The 17,256-nt window shown below is 57.1% G+C and carries 16 protein-coding genes; 11 read left to right on the top strand and 5 right to left on the bottom strand.

The features are described 5' to 3' along the window. The first annotated feature begins 166 nt into the window (after positions 1-166). Positions 167-907: a nitroreductase family protein gene (locus ACSZPU_RS06290; RefSeq protein WP_437612402.1), complete on the top strand. Its 741-nt coding sequence runs from the start codon at positions 167-169 to the stop codon at positions 905-907. 42 nt (positions 908-949) lie between these two features. Here ACSZPU_RS06290 and ACSZPU_RS06285 read toward each other — a convergent pair whose 3' ends face one another. Continuing rightward, positions 950-1,897 (bottom strand): sulfonate ABC transporter substrate-binding protein, encoded by a 948-nt coding sequence (locus tag ACSZPU_RS06285; RefSeq protein ID WP_498996632.1) that lies wholly within the window; start codon positions 1,895-1,897, stop codon positions 950-952. A 94-nt stretch (positions 1,898-1,991) separates the two neighbouring features. Then, on the bottom strand, positions 1,992-3,896 hold the full coding sequence (locus ACSZPU_RS06280; protein ID WP_437612398.1) for a sigma-54-dependent Fis family transcriptional regulator: 1,905 nt from the start codon (positions 3,894-3,896) through the stop codon (positions 1,992-1,994). Between ACSZPU_RS06280 and ACSZPU_RS06275 the strand changes: the two genes are divergently transcribed. The 8 genes from ACSZPU_RS06275 to ACSZPU_RS06240 all read left to right on the top strand — a co-directional run bounded on the left by ACSZPU_RS06275 (position 3,891) and on the right by ACSZPU_RS06240 (position 11,739). Further along, positions 3,891-4,058 carry a hypothetical protein gene (locus tag ACSZPU_RS06275; RefSeq protein WP_437891166.1) on the top strand — a complete coding sequence of 56 codons (168 nt, stop codon included), beginning with the start codon at positions 3,891-3,893 and terminating at the stop codon, positions 4,056-4,058. The two genes, ACSZPU_RS06280 and ACSZPU_RS06275, sit on opposite strands and share 6 nt — an antisense overlap. Before the next feature lie 114 nt (positions 4,059-4,172). Continuing rightward, positions 4,173-5,354: an FMNH2-dependent alkanesulfonate monooxygenase gene (ssuD, locus tag ACSZPU_RS06270; protein WP_437891167.1), complete on the top strand. Its 1,182-nt coding sequence runs from the start codon at positions 4,173-4,175 to the stop codon at positions 5,352-5,354. Between the two features lie 9 nt (positions 5,355-5,363). Beyond that, positions 5,364-6,593, top strand: a complete 1,230-nt coding sequence (locus ACSZPU_RS06265; protein WP_437891168.1) for an SfnB family sulfur acquisition oxidoreductase — start codon at positions 5,364-5,366, stop codon at positions 6,591-6,593. 10 nt (positions 6,594-6,603) lie between these two features. Next, positions 6,604-7,812, top strand: a complete 1,209-nt coding sequence (locus ACSZPU_RS06260) for an SfnB family sulfur acquisition oxidoreductase (RefSeq protein ID WP_437612392.1) — start codon at positions 6,604-6,606, stop codon at positions 7,810-7,812. Then, positions 7,809-9,164, top strand: coding sequence for an LLM class flavin-dependent oxidoreductase (locus tag ACSZPU_RS06255; protein ID WP_437612390.1), 1,356 nt, complete (start codon positions 7,809-7,811; stop codon positions 9,162-9,164). The genes ACSZPU_RS06260 and ACSZPU_RS06255 overlap by 4 nt, the downstream gene beginning before the upstream one ends. 31 nt (positions 9,165-9,195) lie before the next feature. Continuing rightward, positions 9,196-10,005 (top strand): MetQ/NlpA family ABC transporter substrate-binding protein, encoded by an 810-nt coding sequence (locus ACSZPU_RS06250; RefSeq protein ID WP_437612388.1) that lies wholly within the window; start codon positions 9,196-9,198, stop codon positions 10,003-10,005. 2 nt (positions 10,006-10,007) lie between these two features. Continuing rightward, entirely contained in the window at positions 10,008-11,105 is a 1,098-nt protein-coding gene (locus ACSZPU_RS06245; RefSeq protein ID WP_437891169.1) for a methionine ABC transporter ATP-binding protein, read from the top strand. Beyond that, positions 11,089-11,739 carry a methionine ABC transporter permease gene (locus ACSZPU_RS06240; RefSeq protein ID WP_437612386.1) on the top strand — a complete coding sequence of 217 codons (651 nt, stop codon included), beginning with the start codon at positions 11,089-11,091 and terminating at the stop codon, positions 11,737-11,739. Before ACSZPU_RS06245 ends, ACSZPU_RS06240 begins: the two co-directional genes overlap by 17 nt. A 307-nt stretch (positions 11,740-12,046) precedes the next feature. Here ACSZPU_RS06240 and hutG read toward each other — a convergent pair whose 3' ends face one another. From hutG to hutC, 3 genes are all read right to left on the bottom strand, one after another. Then, positions 12,047-12,859, bottom strand: a complete 813-nt coding sequence (gene hutG / locus ACSZPU_RS06235) for an N-formylglutamate deformylase (protein ID WP_498996626.1) — start codon at positions 12,857-12,859, stop codon at positions 12,047-12,049. Further along, on the bottom strand, positions 12,856-14,118 hold the full coding sequence (gene hutI / locus ACSZPU_RS06230; RefSeq protein WP_498996624.1) for an imidazolonepropionase: 1,263 nt from the start codon (positions 14,116-14,118) through the stop codon (positions 12,856-12,858). Before hutI ends, hutG begins: the two co-directional genes overlap by 4 nt. 166 nt (positions 14,119-14,284) lie before the next feature. Then, the gene (gene hutC / locus ACSZPU_RS06225; protein ID WP_498996621.1) at positions 14,285-15,046 is read right to left on the bottom strand and encodes a histidine utilization transcriptional repressor HutC; all 762 of its coding nucleotides are present in this window, start codon (positions 15,044-15,046) and stop codon (positions 14,285-14,287) included. Between the two features lie 238 nt (positions 15,047-15,284). Here hutC and ACSZPU_RS06220 point away from each other — a divergent pair, with 238 nt between their 5' ends. After that, entirely contained in the window at positions 15,285-16,658 is a 1,374-nt protein-coding gene (locus tag ACSZPU_RS06220; RefSeq protein ID WP_498996619.1) for a formimidoylglutamate deiminase, read from the top strand. Beyond that, positions 16,655-17,242, top strand: a complete 588-nt coding sequence (locus ACSZPU_RS06215; protein ID WP_498996617.1) for a HutD/Ves family protein — start codon at positions 16,655-16,657, stop codon at positions 17,240-17,242. The genes ACSZPU_RS06220 and ACSZPU_RS06215 overlap by 4 nt, the downstream gene beginning before the upstream one ends. The last annotated feature ends 14 nt before the right edge of the window (positions 17,243-17,256 follow it).

Raw genomic sequence — 17,256 nt, 5'->3', positions numbered from 1 at the left:
TACGGCCTCATTTCTCGCTGCCGTCCAGATCAGATGCATCGCTCTCTGGGCTAAAATCTTGTGACGACACTATCTAATGCACAAATCATCATAACGCGCGGCATTTCTGGTTAAAGCCGCATTAACGCGGGTTTGTACACTAGACCCACTTTAATGCGGAGGTTCCATGAGTACAGTTATTGACAATTTTACGCGCCATAAAAGCGATCGCAGCTTTACCGATCAACCAATTGAAGAGGCGCTGCTGGAACGTATTATCAGCGCCGCCTGGCGCGCACCCACTTCAGTGAACTCGCAACAGGTCTCCGTTATCGTTTCCCGCAGCGCTGAAAACCGTCAGAAAATTTCTCATCTGGCTGGTGGCCAGCCGTGGATTGCCAAAGCACCGGTATTTCTGACTTTTGTGCTGGATATGCATAAAAGCGAACGTGCAATGGCGATGATCGATCAGCAGCAGATTGCGCATCAGAGCATCGAAAGCATCGTCGCTGGCGCGACCGATGTCGGCATTGCGCTGGCATCCGTGATGGCGTCAGCCCGCTCAGAAGGGTTGGGTGTGGTGCCGATTGGTGGTATCCGTCGTTCACCGCTGGAAATGGTTGAACTGGTGCAGCTGCCAAAACATACCTTCCCGCTGGCCGGTGTGGCGCTGGGCTATGTTGATGTGCCTGCGCATCAGAAACCACGTTTGCCGATCGAGACGTTTATCCATAACGAGACCTATCAGACGGCACACCTCGACGAAAAGATTGCGCAATATAACCAGCAAATCAGTCAGCACTGGCAGGATATTGGCCGTACTGATGGTGACAGCTGGAGTGAAAGCGTCGCCGGTTACTATCGCCATATCTATTTCCCGCATGTGCTGGACGCGCTGAAAAAGCAGGGATTTGGCAACGATAAATAACCCTGTGACATGATAAGAGGGCGGAGATATTCCGCCCTGTTGTTATTTTTTATCCTGCGACCAGGTCGCGCTGGCAACATCAACCTTTACCGGTAGCAGGCCAATACGGGTAAAAGTATCGGCCAGCGTCTGTTGCTGTGCAAACACCTCCGGCGTCATGCGCTGCGCCCCAAAAGGCATGCGTGCAATTGCCCGCAGCCAGATACTTTTCTCCAGGCCGGTGGACTGCGCCATAATACCTGCCGCATCGTCAGGATGCTGATTTGCCCAGTCGCTCAGCTGTTGCAGTTCCGTAATCACTTTCTGTGCTGTCTGCGGGTAACTGTCCGCAAACTGACGGCTGGCAAGATAGAAGGTGTAATGTGGTACCAGACCCTCGGCGTTTTTCACCAGCCGCGCACGGGCGAGGGTTTCCACTTCCGCATAATACGGGTCCCAGATAACCCATGCATCCACTGAACCACGCTGGAATGCGGCACGGGCATCTGCGGGTGGCAGATAAACCGGAGTGATGTCCTTATAGCTTAACCCGGCATCTTCCAGCGCCCGTACCAGCAGATAATTGACATCGGAACCTTTATTCAGCGCCACACGTTTACCTTTCAAATCCGCCACCGTTTTAACTGGCGAGTTTTCCGGCACCACAATCGCTTCGGTCTGCGGGTTGGCAGGTGAATGCGCCAGATAGACCAGGTCGGCTTTGGCAGCCTGGGCAAAGGTCGGTGGCGCATCGCCGGTCGCCGCCAGATCTATACTGCCAATATTTAACCCTTCGAGCATTTGTGGCCCGGCGGGGAATTCAATCCAGCGAACCTCAATACCCTGTCGTTTAAACTGCTCATCCAGTGTGCCGCGATATTTCAGCAGGGAGAAAATATTGGCCTTCTGGAAACCAATATTGACAGTTTTTGGTGCGTTTTCTGCCTGGGCCTGCGGCAGTGTACTGAGCAGTACAGCGGTCAGCAGACCGCTGAAGAGTGTCTTTTTCATGTTATGTTCCTGTTTGCTTTCTGGGGTGGCGGAAACATAACAAACCTGACGGCCGTCGCTTAGCGACGAAAAATCATATCATTAGCTTAAAAAATCATTCACGCCAGACGGCGTCGCGCACATTGATCGCGCGTGGCAGCAGACCAAGGGCATAAAAGCGATCAGCGATGGTTTGCTGTTCACGGATAATGGCCTGGTCCATACGTCGCGTCTGATGGCTGCGGCGCAACAGTGCATGGTGCAGGGATTGCGGTGTCAGTCCGAGCTCCACAGCGAGCAGCGCAGCGGCTTCTGTGCGATGGCTGTCGATATAGCGTCCGGTCTGTTCCAGTGCCGCAACCAGTTGTTGCAGCACATCGGTGGAATGTGCTGCGAAATCACGGTGCGCCAGATAGAACTGATGATTGCTGACGCGCCCGCTGCCGTTGGCAATGACGCGGAACTGGCCGCTCTGTTCCGCTTCGCTGAGCAACGGGTCCCACATCATCCATGCATCCAGCACCTGATGGTCGCTTTGCGTCAGTGGATATTTCGGCGGGGTATACACCACGCGGACATCATCGTCGGTCAGTCCGGCCTCATCGAGAATTTGCACCAGCAGATAATGCACATTAGACCCTTTATTGACCGCAATGCGTTTTCCGCGCAGATCGGCAATCTGCCGAATGGGACTGTCGGCAGCCACCACCAGCGCCACACTGTCTGGCGCCGGAGGCTCCCACGCCACATACAGCAGCTCGCTACCGCTGGCCTGGGCGAATACCGGAGGCGCTTCGCCAGTGGTACCGAAATCGATCTCACCACTGTTTAGTGCGTGCAGCAGTTGCGGTCCGGCAGGAAACTCGCTCCATAACACACTGATGCCGCTGGCGCTGAATTGCTGCTCCAGGCTCTGGCGTGCTTTAAGGATGCCAAGATTGCCAAACTTCTGATAACCAATACGTAATTCCCGGTCCGTCTGGCTGGAGGAGTGAGCACGTAAGGATCGCGCCGCCGTGCTGCGCCGGGGCTTAATCACCCCAAGATGACCGAGATGAGTGCGCAGTGTATGGCGGCTGACGCCCAGCAGCGCTGCGGCCTGCAACTGATTGCCATGGCTCAGTTCAAAGGCGTTGCGTACCAGCGCATCGGTCATGCGTTGCCAGATTTGTGTTTCACCTCGTTGCAACTGCTGGCGGATAAAACCGTCCAGCGCTGCGCCATCATCGGCGGCGACGGTACTGACAACATCGGGCTGCGTCGCTACAGACGACAGCCGCAACTGCTGGGGGGTAATCAGTGCCTCTTTGCTCAGCAATACCGCATTGTGCAGCGTGTTTTCCAGTTCGCGGATATTACCCGGCCAGGGATACGCCATCAGCAACGCCAGCGCATCGGCGCTAAGCCGTAACTGAGGTCGTCCAAGGCGGTGCGCATACAATGTCATAAAATGATCCGCCAGCAGGGGAATATCGTCACGTCGCTGACGCAGCGGCGGCAGACTGACTGCCGCAACATTAAGACGGTAATAGAGATCCTCACGAAAACGCCGCTGGTGAATCGCCTGTACCAGATCGACGTGTGTCGCGGCAATCACGCGCACATCGACCCTGACCGGACGGTGTGAACCGACACGCGTGACTTCGCGCTCCTGTAGCACGCGTAACAGTTTCACCTGCAACGGCAGGCTAAGCTCGCCAATCTCATCGAGCAGCAACGTGCCGCCATTTGCCGCTTCAAACCAGCCCGGCTGGCGCTCGCTTGCGCCAGTAAACGCACCTTTCTCATGCCCGAACAGCTCTGACTCCGCCAGGCTTTCGGTTAATGCACCGCAGTTAACCGCCAGAAACGGTTGATCGCGGCGCGGACTGTGATGATGCAGCCAGCGAGCCACCACTTCTTTGCCACTGCCGGTTTCCCCCACCAGCAATACGGTGGCATCGGTGGGGGCGAGACGATCCAGCACTCCCTGAAAAGCGATGGAGGCAGGATCGATCAGTGCGGGACCCTGGTGATGCATAGCGAACTCCTGGTGATTGATCTGACGGTCACCATACCCTTTCGCACCGGTACCGGGCGAGAGGGAGAAAGGGGCACGTTGCTGCAAACGCAACAGCGAATGCGCTTTACCTGCCGCATTTGCAGCACGGCGCTGATCGCACTCCGTCTCAAAACCCTATGATTTTATTAAATAAATAAAAAATCACAGAGTGGCATGCTTCCTGCTATTGGCTTTATAACCAAACGTAAGGTATGAATCGAATAAATTCAGATAACGTTATATAGGAAAGAGATAATGAGCGAGTCTGCACAGGAAAACATTAACGTCTTCTGGTTTCTCCCCACCCATGGTGACGGACGCTACCTCGGCACCACTGAAGGTGGCCGTGCCGTGGATTTGGCCTATCTGCAACAGGTGGCGCTGGCCGCCGACAACCTGGGCTATTACGGCGTATTGATCCCGACCGGCAAAAGCTGTGAAGACTCATGGCTGGTCGCTTCGGCACTGGCACCAATCACCCGCCGTTTACGCTATCTGGTGGCGGTTCGTCCGGGTCTGCAACCGCCGAGCCTGGCGGCACGTATGGCGGCAACACTGGACCGGTTGTCGGAAGGGCGTCTGCTGATCAATGTGGTTACGGGCGGCGATCCCGTCGAGAACAAGGGGGATGGCATCTTCCTCAGCCACGCTGAACGCTATCAGGTCACCCATGAATTCCTCGATGTCTATTCCCGGCTGCTGAAAGGGGAAAAAGTCGACTATCACGGTGAGCATATTCATGTCGATGGGGCAGAAGTCCTGTTTCCTCCGGTACAGGAAAACGGGCCGCCACTTTATTTCGGAGGTTCGTCGCCGGCAGCGATAGATGTTGCTGCGCAGCAAATTGATACCTATCTCACCTGGGGTGAGCCACTGGATCAGGTGGCGGAAAAAATCGCGGTGGTGCGCGAACGCGCGCAGCAGCATGGCCGATCGCTCAGTTACGGCATTCGTCTGCATGTGATCGTGCGCGAAAGCGAGGAGGAAGCCTGGGCAGCAGCGGAGCGGCTGATTGCTCATCTTGATGATGACACGATTGCCGCCGCGCAGAAGATTTTTGCCCGTATGGATTCCACCGGACAGGCGCGGATGAGCGCACTGCATCAGGGCTCACGTGAACACCTGCGTATCGGCCCCAATCTGTGGGCAGGCGTCGGGCTGGTTCGTGGCGGCGCAGGTACGGCGCTGGTCGGCAACCCGCAGCAGGTGGCGGATCGCATTCGTGAATACCAGGCGCTGGGGATTAATAATTTCGTGCTGTCTGGCTATCCACACCTGGAAGAGGCGCATCGCTTTGCCGAACTGGTGATGCCGCTGTTGCCGTTGAGCAGCAACAGTGAGAAGCGCCAGCGCACGGTGAATACCGGACCGTTTGGCGAAACTATTGGTGGCGACCGCCGTCCTGACAAAACCGGTAAAACCGCCAGCGCCAGCTAACAGGGGAAAATGATGAACAACAAGCACCATCAGTATCACGACCTGTGGCTACCGCCGGAAACGGCGCAAGTCATCACCCGTGATGACGACGCTATTGCCGCGGCAAAAGCGGTGGCTGCCCTGGCGCTGCCCGGTGCCGTCGAACGTGACCGGGAGCGCGATTACCCGCTGGAAGCGCTGGCACTCTTCAGCCGTTCAGGTCTCGGCAGTATTTCCATACCGCGCGCCTTTGGCGGCGGAGGGTTGTCTTACCGCACCGTGGCAGAAGTGTTTCGTCTGATCTCTGCGGCTGACCCATCACTGGGACAGATACCGCAAAATCATTTCGGCATTATCCAGTTTGTGCTGGATGAAGGGACACTGGCACAGCAGGAGGCGATTTTTCAGGCGGTGATCGCGGGTCAGCGACTGGGCAACGGCGGCCCTGAAAAGCATACCCGCCATACCCGCGAAGTGCTGGCGCGCCTGCAACAGCAGGGTGATAAATGGCGTCTTACCGGCGAAAAGTTCTACTCCACTGGCGCGCTGTTCGCTCACATTATCGTCACCACGGCGCTTGAAGATAACGACCAGCCGGTGATGGCCTTTATTCCCCGTCCGGCTGCCGGTTTGCAGGTTATCGATGACTGGTCTGGTATCGGGCAGCGCACCACTGCCAGCGGCACGGTGCGTCTGCAGGCGGTGGTGGTTGATCCGGCGTGGGTGATTCCGTTGCCAGACAGCCACAAACCGGGACTGCGCGGGCCGCTGTCGCAGCTGATTCAGGCGGCGATTGATGCCGGTATTGCCCGTGGCGCGTTTGATGAGGCGAGCGACTTTATCCGCCATCACTCACGGCCATGGGTGGATGCGGGTGTGGAACGCAATGCCGACGATCCCTATCTGCTGGCGGATGTGGGGCGTCTGCATATTGAGCTCCGCGCTGCTGATGCCTTGCTGCGGCGCGCTGCACAGGTGCTGGATGAGACCGATGTCAGCCTGTTAACGCCAGAAAGCGCGGCACAGGCATCGATTGCGGTGGCGGAAGCCAAAGTCCTCACCACGGAAGTGGCGCTGAAAGCCAGTGAGAAGCTGCTGGAGTGGGGCGGCAGCCGTGCGACCCTCAGTGTTCATGGACTTGACCGCCACTGGCGTAATGCACGTACCCATACGCTGCACGATCCGGTGCGCTGGAAATATCACGCCATCGGCAACTACTACCTCAACGGAATACTTCCGGTGCGCCATGCCTGGATTTAAGGATGCCCCTATGACGACGACCCAGGTTAAACCCAAACAGCGCGCCAGCCTTATCAGCAGTGCGCAACAGGCAGTCAGTGTCGCACACGAGCTGGCACACCATTTTCGTCAGGGCGCGGCGTTGCGCGACAGCCAGCGTCAATTGCCGTTCAGCGAGCTGGAAACACTGTTTGCCTCCGGTTTAGGGGCGATCACTGTTCCTGCGCAGTTTGGCGGAGCAGCGCTCTCCAGTGCGGTGGTGGCACAGGTGATCGCCATTCTGTGTGCAGCGGACTCCTCGATTGGTCAGATTCCGCAGAACCATTTCTATGCGCTGGAGGTGTTGCGTGTTAACGGCAGCAGTAGCCAGCAACAGCGGCTGTACCTGGAGGTGCTTGAGGGTGTGCATCTCGGTAATGCACTGGCGGAGTTCAGTTCAGCTGCGGCACATTACCGCAGTACCGCCGTCCTGCCTGATGGCGACAGTTATCTGTTGCAGGGGCGCAAGTTTTACGCCACTGGCGCATTGTTTGCCGACCGCATCCCCACGGCGGCGAAAGATCGCGACGGGATAGAGCAGCTGATCTTTGTGCCACGTCATCAGCCCGGTGTGACAGTAACTGATGACTGGTCCGGTTTCGGCCAGCGCACCACAGGCAGCGGTACAGTCATCTTTGATGCCGTCCGCATCGATGGTGACGATATCGTGCCATTTCAGAGTGCCTTTGAACGACCAACCAGTGTCGGCCCGTTTGCGCAGTTGATGCACGCGGCGATCGATCAGGGCATCGCCCAGGCGGCGTTCCGCGATATGCTCGATTTCATCAACCAGCGCGCACGTCCCTGGCCGGATGCCGGTGTGGAACGCGCCAGCGACGATCCTTTATTGATCGACCGCGTCGGCCAGCTTGCCGCGCGCTTGCAGGCTGGCGATGCACTGTTGCAGGAAGCGGGAGAAGCGGTGGATGCCGCCCAGCGGCATCTGGATGCTTACCATGTCGCGGAGGCGTCGGTACGGGTGGCGGAAGTTCGCGCCTGGACCACCGAGCTGTCGCTGGCGGCAGGTAATCTGTTGTTTGAACTGTCCGGCAGCCGCGCGGCACTGCGCGAGCATAATCTCGACCGTCACTGGCGCAACGCACGCACGCATACGCTGCACGATCCGGTGCGCTGGAAATATCCGGCGATTGGTAACTATGTGCTGAATGGCGTGCTGCCCGCGCGCAGGGGGACGCTATGAGTCGCCAGCGGAAACAGGTGTTACTCAACGCCTTTAATATGAACTGCGTGGGGCATATTCATCATGGTATGTGGACGCATCCGCAGGATCGTTCTGTCGAATTCAACTCGCTGAATTACTGGCTGGATCTGGCACGGTTACTGGAACGCGGGCTGTTTGATGGTCTGTTTATTGCCGATATTCTCGGCGTTTATGACGTCTATCAGCAGGGCATTGGCCTGACCGCCAGCGAGTCGATTCAGTTACCGGTTAACGATCCGCTGCTGCTGGTATCCGCGATGGCCAGTGTCACGGAACATCTCGGTTTCGGCGTGACCGCTAATCTCAGCTATGAGTCGCCTTATCCCTTTGCCCGCCGCTTTTCCACTCTCGACCATCTCACCAATGGCCGCATTGGCTGGAATATTGTCACTGGCTATCTCGACAGCGCCGCACGGGCAATGGGGCAGCATGAGTTGACCCGCCACGACCGTCGTTATGACCAGGCTGATGAGTTTCTCGATGTGGCGTACCAGCTGTGGGAAGGCAGCTGGCAGGATGATGCCGTGGTGGCGGATCGTGAGCGCCGTCTGTATGCCGATGCCAGCAAAATCCACCCGATACGGCATCAGGGGGAGTTTTATCAGCTGGAGGGCTATCACCTGTCTTCACCTTCACCACAGCGTACACCATTACTGTTTCAGGCAGGCAGTTCCGCACGTGGTATGCGTTTCGCGGCGCGACATGCCGAGTGCAGCTTTGTTAATGGTCGCACGCCAGAGGCGATGCGCAGTCAGGTACAGATGCTGCGTCAGCTGGTGCAGGAAGCCGGGCGACAGGCAGACGATCTGAAGATCTTTATGGGCGTGGCGGTCATTGTCGCGCCGACAGAACGCGAAGCACAGGAGAAACAGCGTGAGTATCTGCACTATGCCAGTCCGGAAGCGGGCATCGCGCATTTTTCCAGTTCGATTGGTATCGATTTAGCGCGTTTTACGCTGGATGAGCCGATTCAGACCGGCTCGACGCGGGCCATTGAATCAGTCAGCCAGAGCTATAACGGCTGGACGCGGCGACGTCTGCTGGAACAGCACGCGCTCGGTAGTCGCTATCCGTTGATTGTCGGCGAACCGGGTCAGGTAGCGGATGCCTTGCTGCGCTGGGTGGATGATGCTGGTATCGACGGATTTAACCTGACACGCATCCTCAATCCACAAAGTTACCACGATTTTATCGACCTGGTGGTGCCGGAACTGCAACAGCGTGGCCGCTACAAAACCGCTTACCAGCCCGGTTCACTACGTAAAAAACTCTTTCATCATCACCGTTTACCTGCAAGCCATCCGGCCGCCAGCTGGCGTGTTCGGGCATAACAATGAAACCATCACCCAATAAGGAAGCATCATGACAGTAAGCCAGTTTGCGAAACACATTATTCTCGCCGGACTGCTGAGTGCCAGCAGCGTGGCGCTGGCGGCAGAGTATTCCGGCCCGTTAAAAGTCGGTACTACCGCTGCATTTGCGCCACCGCTGGAAGTGGCGGTCGCCGAAGCGAAAAAACAGGGACTGGAGGTCGAACTGGTGGAGTTCAGCGACTGGATTGCACCGAATGTCAGTGTGGAGAATGGCGATATCGACGTGAATCTGTTTCAGCATCAGCCGTTCCTCGACAATGCCAATCAGCAGAGTGGTTCGCACCTGGTGAAATATGCCCCTGCGATCCTCAATAACGTTGGCCTGTATTCGAAAAAGCATACTGCGATCAGTCAGATTCCTGATGGCGGGACGGTCGCTATCGCCAATGACACCATTAACGGTGGTCGCGGTCTGTTACTGCTGCAAAAGGCCGGGTTGATAAAGCTGAAGCCGGGTTCCGGGATTAAGTCAACGGTCGACGATATCGTGGAGAACCCGAAACATCTGAAGATTATTGAAGTGGAAGCGGTGCAGCTGTCGCGCACACTGGATGAAGTGGATTTAGCGCAGGGCTATCCGCACTACCTGCGCTCAGCAGGCACTATCGACCCAAATAATGCGCTGCTGTTTGACGGCCTGGAAAACCCGGAATACGTGATCCTGTTTGTCATTCGTGACGGTCATCAGGATGATCCACGCCTGCGTAAATTTGTTGATATCTATCAGCATTCTCCGGTAGTGCGCGCCAGTCTCGATAAATTCTACGGCAAGCTGTATGTGCCAGGCTGGAGTCAGTAATGATAGTAAGTGTGGTCTGGCCGGAGGCTGAAGATCGCACTGCGCAAGGCGTCGCCGTCGCAGGCGGCGCAGTGCATGTGGCGATTCATAGTCTGTATAAACGTTACCCGGGACAGCAGGTGGATGCCCTGCAAAATGTTGATCTGCGGATTCGACGTGGGGAGATTTTTGGCATTATCGGCCGCAGTGGTGCGGGTAAGTCGTCACTGATTCGTTGCCTTAACCGGCTTGAAGACCCCACTGCCGGTCAGGTGGTGGTGGATGGCGTCGACATTGGCAGCTTGTCGGCGACCGATCTGGTGCACTGGCGGCGCAGCACCGGGATGATTTTCCAGCATTTCAACTTACTCTCGGCGAAAACGGTGCGACAGAATATAGACCTGCCGCTGCGGGTGGCGGGTGTGCCGCCTGCTGAGCGGCGGCGAAAAGTGGATGAGCTGCTGAAACTGGTGGGGCTGGAAGAACGTCAGCATGCGTATCCCGCTCAGCTGTCCGGCGGGCAAAAACAGCGGGTGGGGATTGCCCGGGCACTGGTGCACGATCCGCAGCTGCTGCTGTGCGATGAAGCGACGTCTGCACTCGACCCGGAAACCACCCGATCCATTCTCATGCTATTGCGCGATATCAATCGCCAGAAGAAAATTACTATTGTGCTGATCACCCATGAAATGGATGTGATTCACGATCTGTGCCACCAGGTGGCAGTGCTGGAGCGCGGTGAAGTGATTGAACAGGGGCCTGTCTGGCAGGTGTATGGTGATCCACAGCAGGACACCACGCGTATTCTGCTCAATCCACTGCGCGACAGCCTGCCGGAAGCCCTTGCCACACAGCTGACTGAACAGCCGCAATCACCGCAGTCGCGCGCTTTACTGTGTCTGAATTACACCGGACAGGGCGCGCAGCCGCAACTCAGTGCACTGACCGCGGCACTGGGCAGTGATATTACGCTGTTACAGAGCAAACTCGAATGGGTTCAGGGACGGCAGGTTGGACAGATCCTGCTGCTGGCTGCCGCTCAGGCAGAGCCGTTGTCGCTGCCGCACCACGCCACTTTTGCTGATCGTATTGGAGTCCTGGGTTATGTCACTGCAACCTGAACGTTTATGGTATGGCTTTCTCGACACGCTGCTGATGGTGGGAGCATCGTCACTGGCAGCACTGCTGTTGGGGTTACCGCTGGCCGTCATTCTGGTGATCACCGACCGCGATAATCTGTTTTCCCGTCCGTTGCTGAATCGTCTGCTGGGCTGGCTGGTGAACCTGTTTCGTTCGATCCCGTTTCTGATCCTGATGGTGGCGCTGATCCCGTTTACCCGGCTGATTGTGGGCACGACCTATGGCGTCTGGGCGGCAACGGTACCGTTAACGCTGGCCGCCACGCCATTCTTTGCCCGTATTGCTGAAGTCAGCCTGCGCGAGGTGGATCGTGGACTGGTGGAGGCGGCACAGGCGATGGGTTTTCATCGCTGGCATATTATCTGGCATGTTTTACTGCCTGAGGCTCGTCCCGGTATCGTCAGCGGGTTTACCATTACGCTGGTCACGATGATCAACGCTTCGGCGATGGCGGGTGCTATTGGCGCCGGAGGGCTGGGTGATCTCGCTTATCGCTATGGTTATCAGCGTTTTGACAGTCAGGTCATGATTACCGTGATTGTGGTGCTGGTGGCGCTGGTCACACTGCTGCAGTTCTTTGGTGATCGTTTATCGCGCCGTCTCAATCATCGTTAAGGAAGGTGCGATTTAATCGGTGGGGTTCAGTGGAGTCCTTAGCTGTATTAGGGAAGGTGCGATTAATTCGATGGGAACCATTTTTTCGTCCTGTCATCGTATGGTAAATGAACAAAGAACCGCCCAAAACACTGAAAACGATAGATGAACGGCAATCATTGTAGTCATGAACAGAACTTTGAATGATTAAATCGCACCTTCCCTATGAAGGCGGTGCGAGTAGCTGCGGCCCTGTTAAGGCTAACGCCACCTTTACCTTCGATTATCAGTAATAAAAGAGGCTGACCTGTGTGTCAGCCTCTTTTATTCAGGAGCGATACCTCTCACTACCCCATGCCACCATCCCCTCAAGCAACTGCTGCAATAAGGCTTGCAGCGCAGGAGCCCGGGTCTCAGACCAGGCGTACGGCGGCGTTTCATCCATATAATTAACCTGTGCCAACTCAAGCTGCACGGCGTGGATATCCGCCTCCGGCTGCCCGTACGCACGGGTGATATAGCCCCCTTTGAAACGCCCGTTAAGCACATGGCTGAACTGCGTCTGCTGCTGGCAAATGCCCGTCAGCACGTCACTCAGCGCCGCAGAGCAACTTTCACCATTATTGGTGCCGAGGTTTAAATCGGGTAACTGCCCATCAAACAGACGCGGGATGACCGATGCAATCGAGTGGGCGTCAAACAGCAGCGCATAGCCAAATTCTTGCTTGATCCGGGCAAGTTCGGACTGAATACGCTGATGATACGGCTGCCAGATTTGCGCCAGATAATCCTGACGCCGGGTGTCGGTTGGCGTCATGCCGGGTTTAAAGGTGTCGCGACCATCAAACAGGGTATCCGGATACAGGCCCGTCGTTGCCGTGGTGTAGAGCGGTTTATCGTCAGAGGGTCGGTTCAGGTCGATAACAAAGCGGGAATAATTACCCGCCAGGACACTGGCTCCCATCGCGCGAGCAAACTCATACAGGTGTGGAATATGCCAGTCCGTATCGCCCAGCGGCAGCGCCGCCTCGCTGAGACCTGCCGCCACTTCCGGCGTCAGGCGCGTCCCGGCATGGGGAATGCTGATCAGTAACGGTGAGGTGCCCGCCGTGAATTCATAGGGTTCGATGATAAGACTCATTGTTGAATATTTCCTCGTACGTTTCCGCGATAGACCACCGTGCAGGGCAGTTCTCCGCCCAGCCAGTAGACCAGCTCAGCCGGTCGCGAGAGCGGCCAGTGGATAAAATCGGCGACCTTGCCTGGTGCCAGCGTGCCGTGAGAGTTCTGCAAACCGAGTGCGCGCGCGCCGTGGCAGGTTACTCCGGCCAGCGCTTCTTCCGGTGTCAGGCCGAACAGCGTACAGCCCATGTTCAGCATCAGACGCAACGACAACACCGGAGAGGTGCCTGGGTTGGCATCGCTTGCCAGCGCCATCGGCACCTGATGCTGGCGAAAGAACGCTACCGGCGGCTGCTGTTTTTCGCGCAGCAAATAGAACGCGCCGGGCAGCAGCACGGCAACCGTCCCGTTGGCGGCCATCGCGATAGCATCGTCTTCGGTGGCATATTCCAGATGATCGGCTGACAGGGCGCCATGCCGGGCCGCCAGAGCGCTGCCGTGCAGCGAGGAGAGCTGCTCCGCATGCAGTTTAACTGGCAGACCCAAGGCTTTTGCTGCGTTGAACACCTGCTCAACCTGCGTGGGAGAGAACGCCAGATGCTCGCAAAACGCGTCGACCGCATCGGCCAGCTTTTCCCGGGCGACCATTGGCAGCAGGGTGTCGCAAATCAGGTGGATATATTCATCGGGCCGGTTTTTGTATTCGGGCGGGAGCGCATGCGCGGCAAGGCAGGTGGATTTAATCTCAACCGGCAGCAGGGTCGCTAATTTACGGATCACCCGCAGCATTTTCAGTTCGCTGTCGATGGACAGCCCATAGCCGGATTTAATCTCCACGCAGGTGACACCTTCCGCTAACAGCGGACGCAGGCGAAAGAGCGCCGATTCGAGCAGTTCCTCTTCCGTAGCCTGGCGGGTGGCGTTAACTGTGGAGATAATCCCACCGCCTGCTGCCGCGATATCCGCATAACTTACGCCATTGAGCCGTTGTTCGAATTCGGCGCTGCGGTTGCCGCCGAAGACCAGGTGGGTATGGCAGTCGACGAAACCGGGTGTGATGATCCCGCCTGCAAAGTCGTGCTGCTCGGCGTCGGGGAAGGGCGGGCAATCGGCGACCGGGCCGAGCCAGACAATGTTTCCGTCGGCTACGGCGATGGCCCCGTTTTCTATCTGGCTGTAGTGTCCGTTTTGCATCGTTACCAGCGTGGCACCGCGCCAGACGCTATCGCAACGGGCTGGCGGCGCTATGGAAAACGGCAAAGGTTCGGCTAACGACATGACAAACTCCAGGTTGGATTTATCTTGTATAGACAATTAAAGTCAACCTAACGCATAACCGAAAAAGCGGCAAGGCAAGCAGAAAGAGTTTTTTCTTATTGCTGGCGGGCTTGCATATTCAGGAAAGAGATAGCGGCCAGAAAGCCGCTATTGGGCACTAAGGGGATTAACCGTGGCTGGTGAAGCGGCCAAACAACTGGTAGCGCGAGCCGGGGTAAATCAGCCGGGCACAGGTGACGACGTGGCTTCCGCTCCAGGTGCGACGGTGAATAAGCAAACAAGGTTCGTGTTCCTGTAACTGCAGCAATTCGCGCTGTTCGTCGCTGGCGCTAACCGCCTCGACCCGGTGTTCGCCTGCGGTCAATGGGGAGACCTCCATCAGATAGGTGTAAGGCATCTGTTTGTTGAACACCTGACGCAGGTAATCCGGCGCGGCGGCCGGGTTCACAAAGCGGTCTTCGATTTGTACCGGCACGTTATTTTCGTAATGAACGATCTGCGAATAGAACAGGGTGTCGCCGGTGGCAATCCCCAACTGCATCGCCTGATCGGCATCGGCCTCGCGAGCTTCACACACCAGGATTTTACTGTCGTGGCGGTGGCCGCGCTGGGCGATTTCATCGGCGATATTGTGCACTTCCAGCATCGGCGTATCAGCCTTGGCCTCAGCCACGAAGGTGCCGACCCCTTGCATGCGGATAAGAAACCCTTCGCTGGTCAGTTCACGTAGCGCACGGTTAATGGTCATGCGGCTTACGCCAATCTCATTGACCAGTTCACTTTCCGACGGAATGCGTTGGTGAGGCTTCCAGGCACCGGACCGAATCTGGACGATGATCGCCTGCTTCACGCGCTGATAAATCGGGGCAGGGGCGTCGCTCATCGCGGCGACAAGCTGCATTGCACCGTTCGGTGAAGACTCCGACATATTTCTCACCTCTCAAAAGATCCACAGGTATCAGGAAAGTTTCCACAACGACGGGCTATTTTTCCCGCGAAGAGGATAAGCATACGTTGATGAAAACTAAAAAATAATAAAAAAAGCGATGTTGCAAGTTTACAGCCAATTCAGGCATATGTATATGTATAGACAAATTGGTTAAATGTTTGGCAATGGTTGCGTAAAATCGCGTGTCGGTTGCCTTCCCCTGCTCAGGAACGTTGTTATGCCTGCATATTTTGCACCACGTGCTTTGCTCGCCACGGGCTGGGCGCACAATGTCCGACTGGACGTTGATGATGTCGGTATGCTTACCGCCATTACCCCGGAAGCTTCCGCCAAGGATTGTATTCCGCTTTCTGGCCCGGTGGTACCGGGGATGCCAAACCTGCATTCCCATGCCTTTCAGCGGGTGATGGCCGGCCTTGCGGAAGTGGCGGGTGACCCGCAGGACAGTTTCTGGACCTGGCGGGATCTGATGTATCGCATGGTGCAGCGGTTGACGCCGGAACAGGTGGGCGTCATTGCTCGCCAGCTCTATATCGAAATGCTCAAAGGCGGTTATACCCAGGTCGCCGAATTCCACTATCTGCACAACGACACCAGCGGCAGTCCCTATGCCGATCGCGGCGAGATGACCGCTCACCTGAGCGCCGCCGCCGGGGATGTCGGTATTGGCCTGACGCTATTGCCGGTACTGTATAGCTACGCCGGATTTGGCGGACAACCTGTGCAGGCGGGGCAAAAACGCTTTATTCAGGATGCCGACGGCTATTTGCAGCAACAGGCGATCATTCACAGGCAAATCAACGGTAAAGCGCTGCAAAACCAGGGGCTCTGTTTCCACTCCCTGCGTGCGGTCACGCCGGAACAAATGCATCAGGTGTTACGCGCCAGCGACCCGACGCTCCCGGTGCATATCCACATCGCCGAGCAGCAAAAAGAGGTCAACGACTGCCTGAACTGGAGCGGTCAGCGCCCCATCAGCTGGCTGTATGACCATCTGGATATCGATGCCCGCTGGTGCCTCATCCATGCGACCCATGCGGATGCATCGGAAATAACGAAAATGGCGCAAAGCGGTGCGGTTGCTGGATTGTGTCCGACCACTGAAGCGAACCTTGGCGACGGCATTTTCCCCGGCGTGGACTATCTGGCGCAGGAAGGGCGCTGGGGGATTGGCTCAGACAGCCACGTCTCGCTCAACGTGGTGGAAGAGCTGCGTTGGCTGGAATATGGCCAGCGCCTGCGCGATCAGCGGCGTAACCGGCTGGTGGCAGAGGGGCAAACCCGCGTCGGGGATGTGCTTTACATCCAGGCACTGGCCGGTGGCGCACAGGCCTGCGGCGTACCGATAGGGCAGCTCACGGCAGGTTATCGCGCCGACTGGCTGGTGCTCGACGGGCAAGACCCTTATCTGGCGGCAGCAAAAGACAGCGAGCTGCTGAATCGCTGGCTGTTTGCTGGCCATGCCGGGCAGATTCGCGATGTCTATGTCGGCGGCGTGGCGCGCATTACCGATGGGCAACACCCGCAGCAGCAGGCCGTCGCCAGCGATTTCCTGCATCTGTTGCAACAGCTTTCCCGGGAGACAGCATGAACAGCTGGCATCCCTTTTCCCTGAATGAGCTAGCGGTCAGCCGCTGGCGCAATGGCGGGGGCGAAACCCGCGAGATCGTCAGTTGGCCGCTGAATACGCCGGAATTTGCCTGGCGTGCCAGCATCGCCACCATCGCGGTCGATGGCCCGTTTTCCGCCTTTCCTGGCATTGACCGCTCAATCACCTTACTGAGCGGAGAGGGTGTACATCTGTCGGACAACGGGCAGATTAACCATTCTCTGAATACCATCGGCGCACCGTTTCCATTCAGCGGCGATCTCGCACTTAACGCCCGTTTGTTCGGCGGCACAACCATGGATTTCAACCTGATGACCCGGCGCGGAGTCTGTTCGTCCCGCGTGGTTGCCCTGCGTGAGAGTGGGAAAGTCACACGAGGAAAAGGTGGCGTGTTGTATGCCATTGACGGTGACTGGCAACTGCCGGACGGCACCCGTTTTGGCAAGGGTGAGGGGTTCTGGTGGGCAGATGACGACTCACACGCGCAGGCGCAATGGCGGGTATCGCCGCTTGCAGATGCACAGGCTACACTTAATCTGCTTCTGTGGGCTTTGGTCACGGACTAACCTGGCGCAGGCTG

Origin of the sequence: Phytobacter sp. V69 (genome assembly GCF_965644215.1) — a bacterium.
Classification (GTDB): domain Bacteria; phylum Pseudomonadota; class Gammaproteobacteria; order Enterobacterales; family Enterobacteriaceae; genus Phytobacter.
This window is presented reverse-complemented; position numbering and strand designations above follow the sequence as displayed.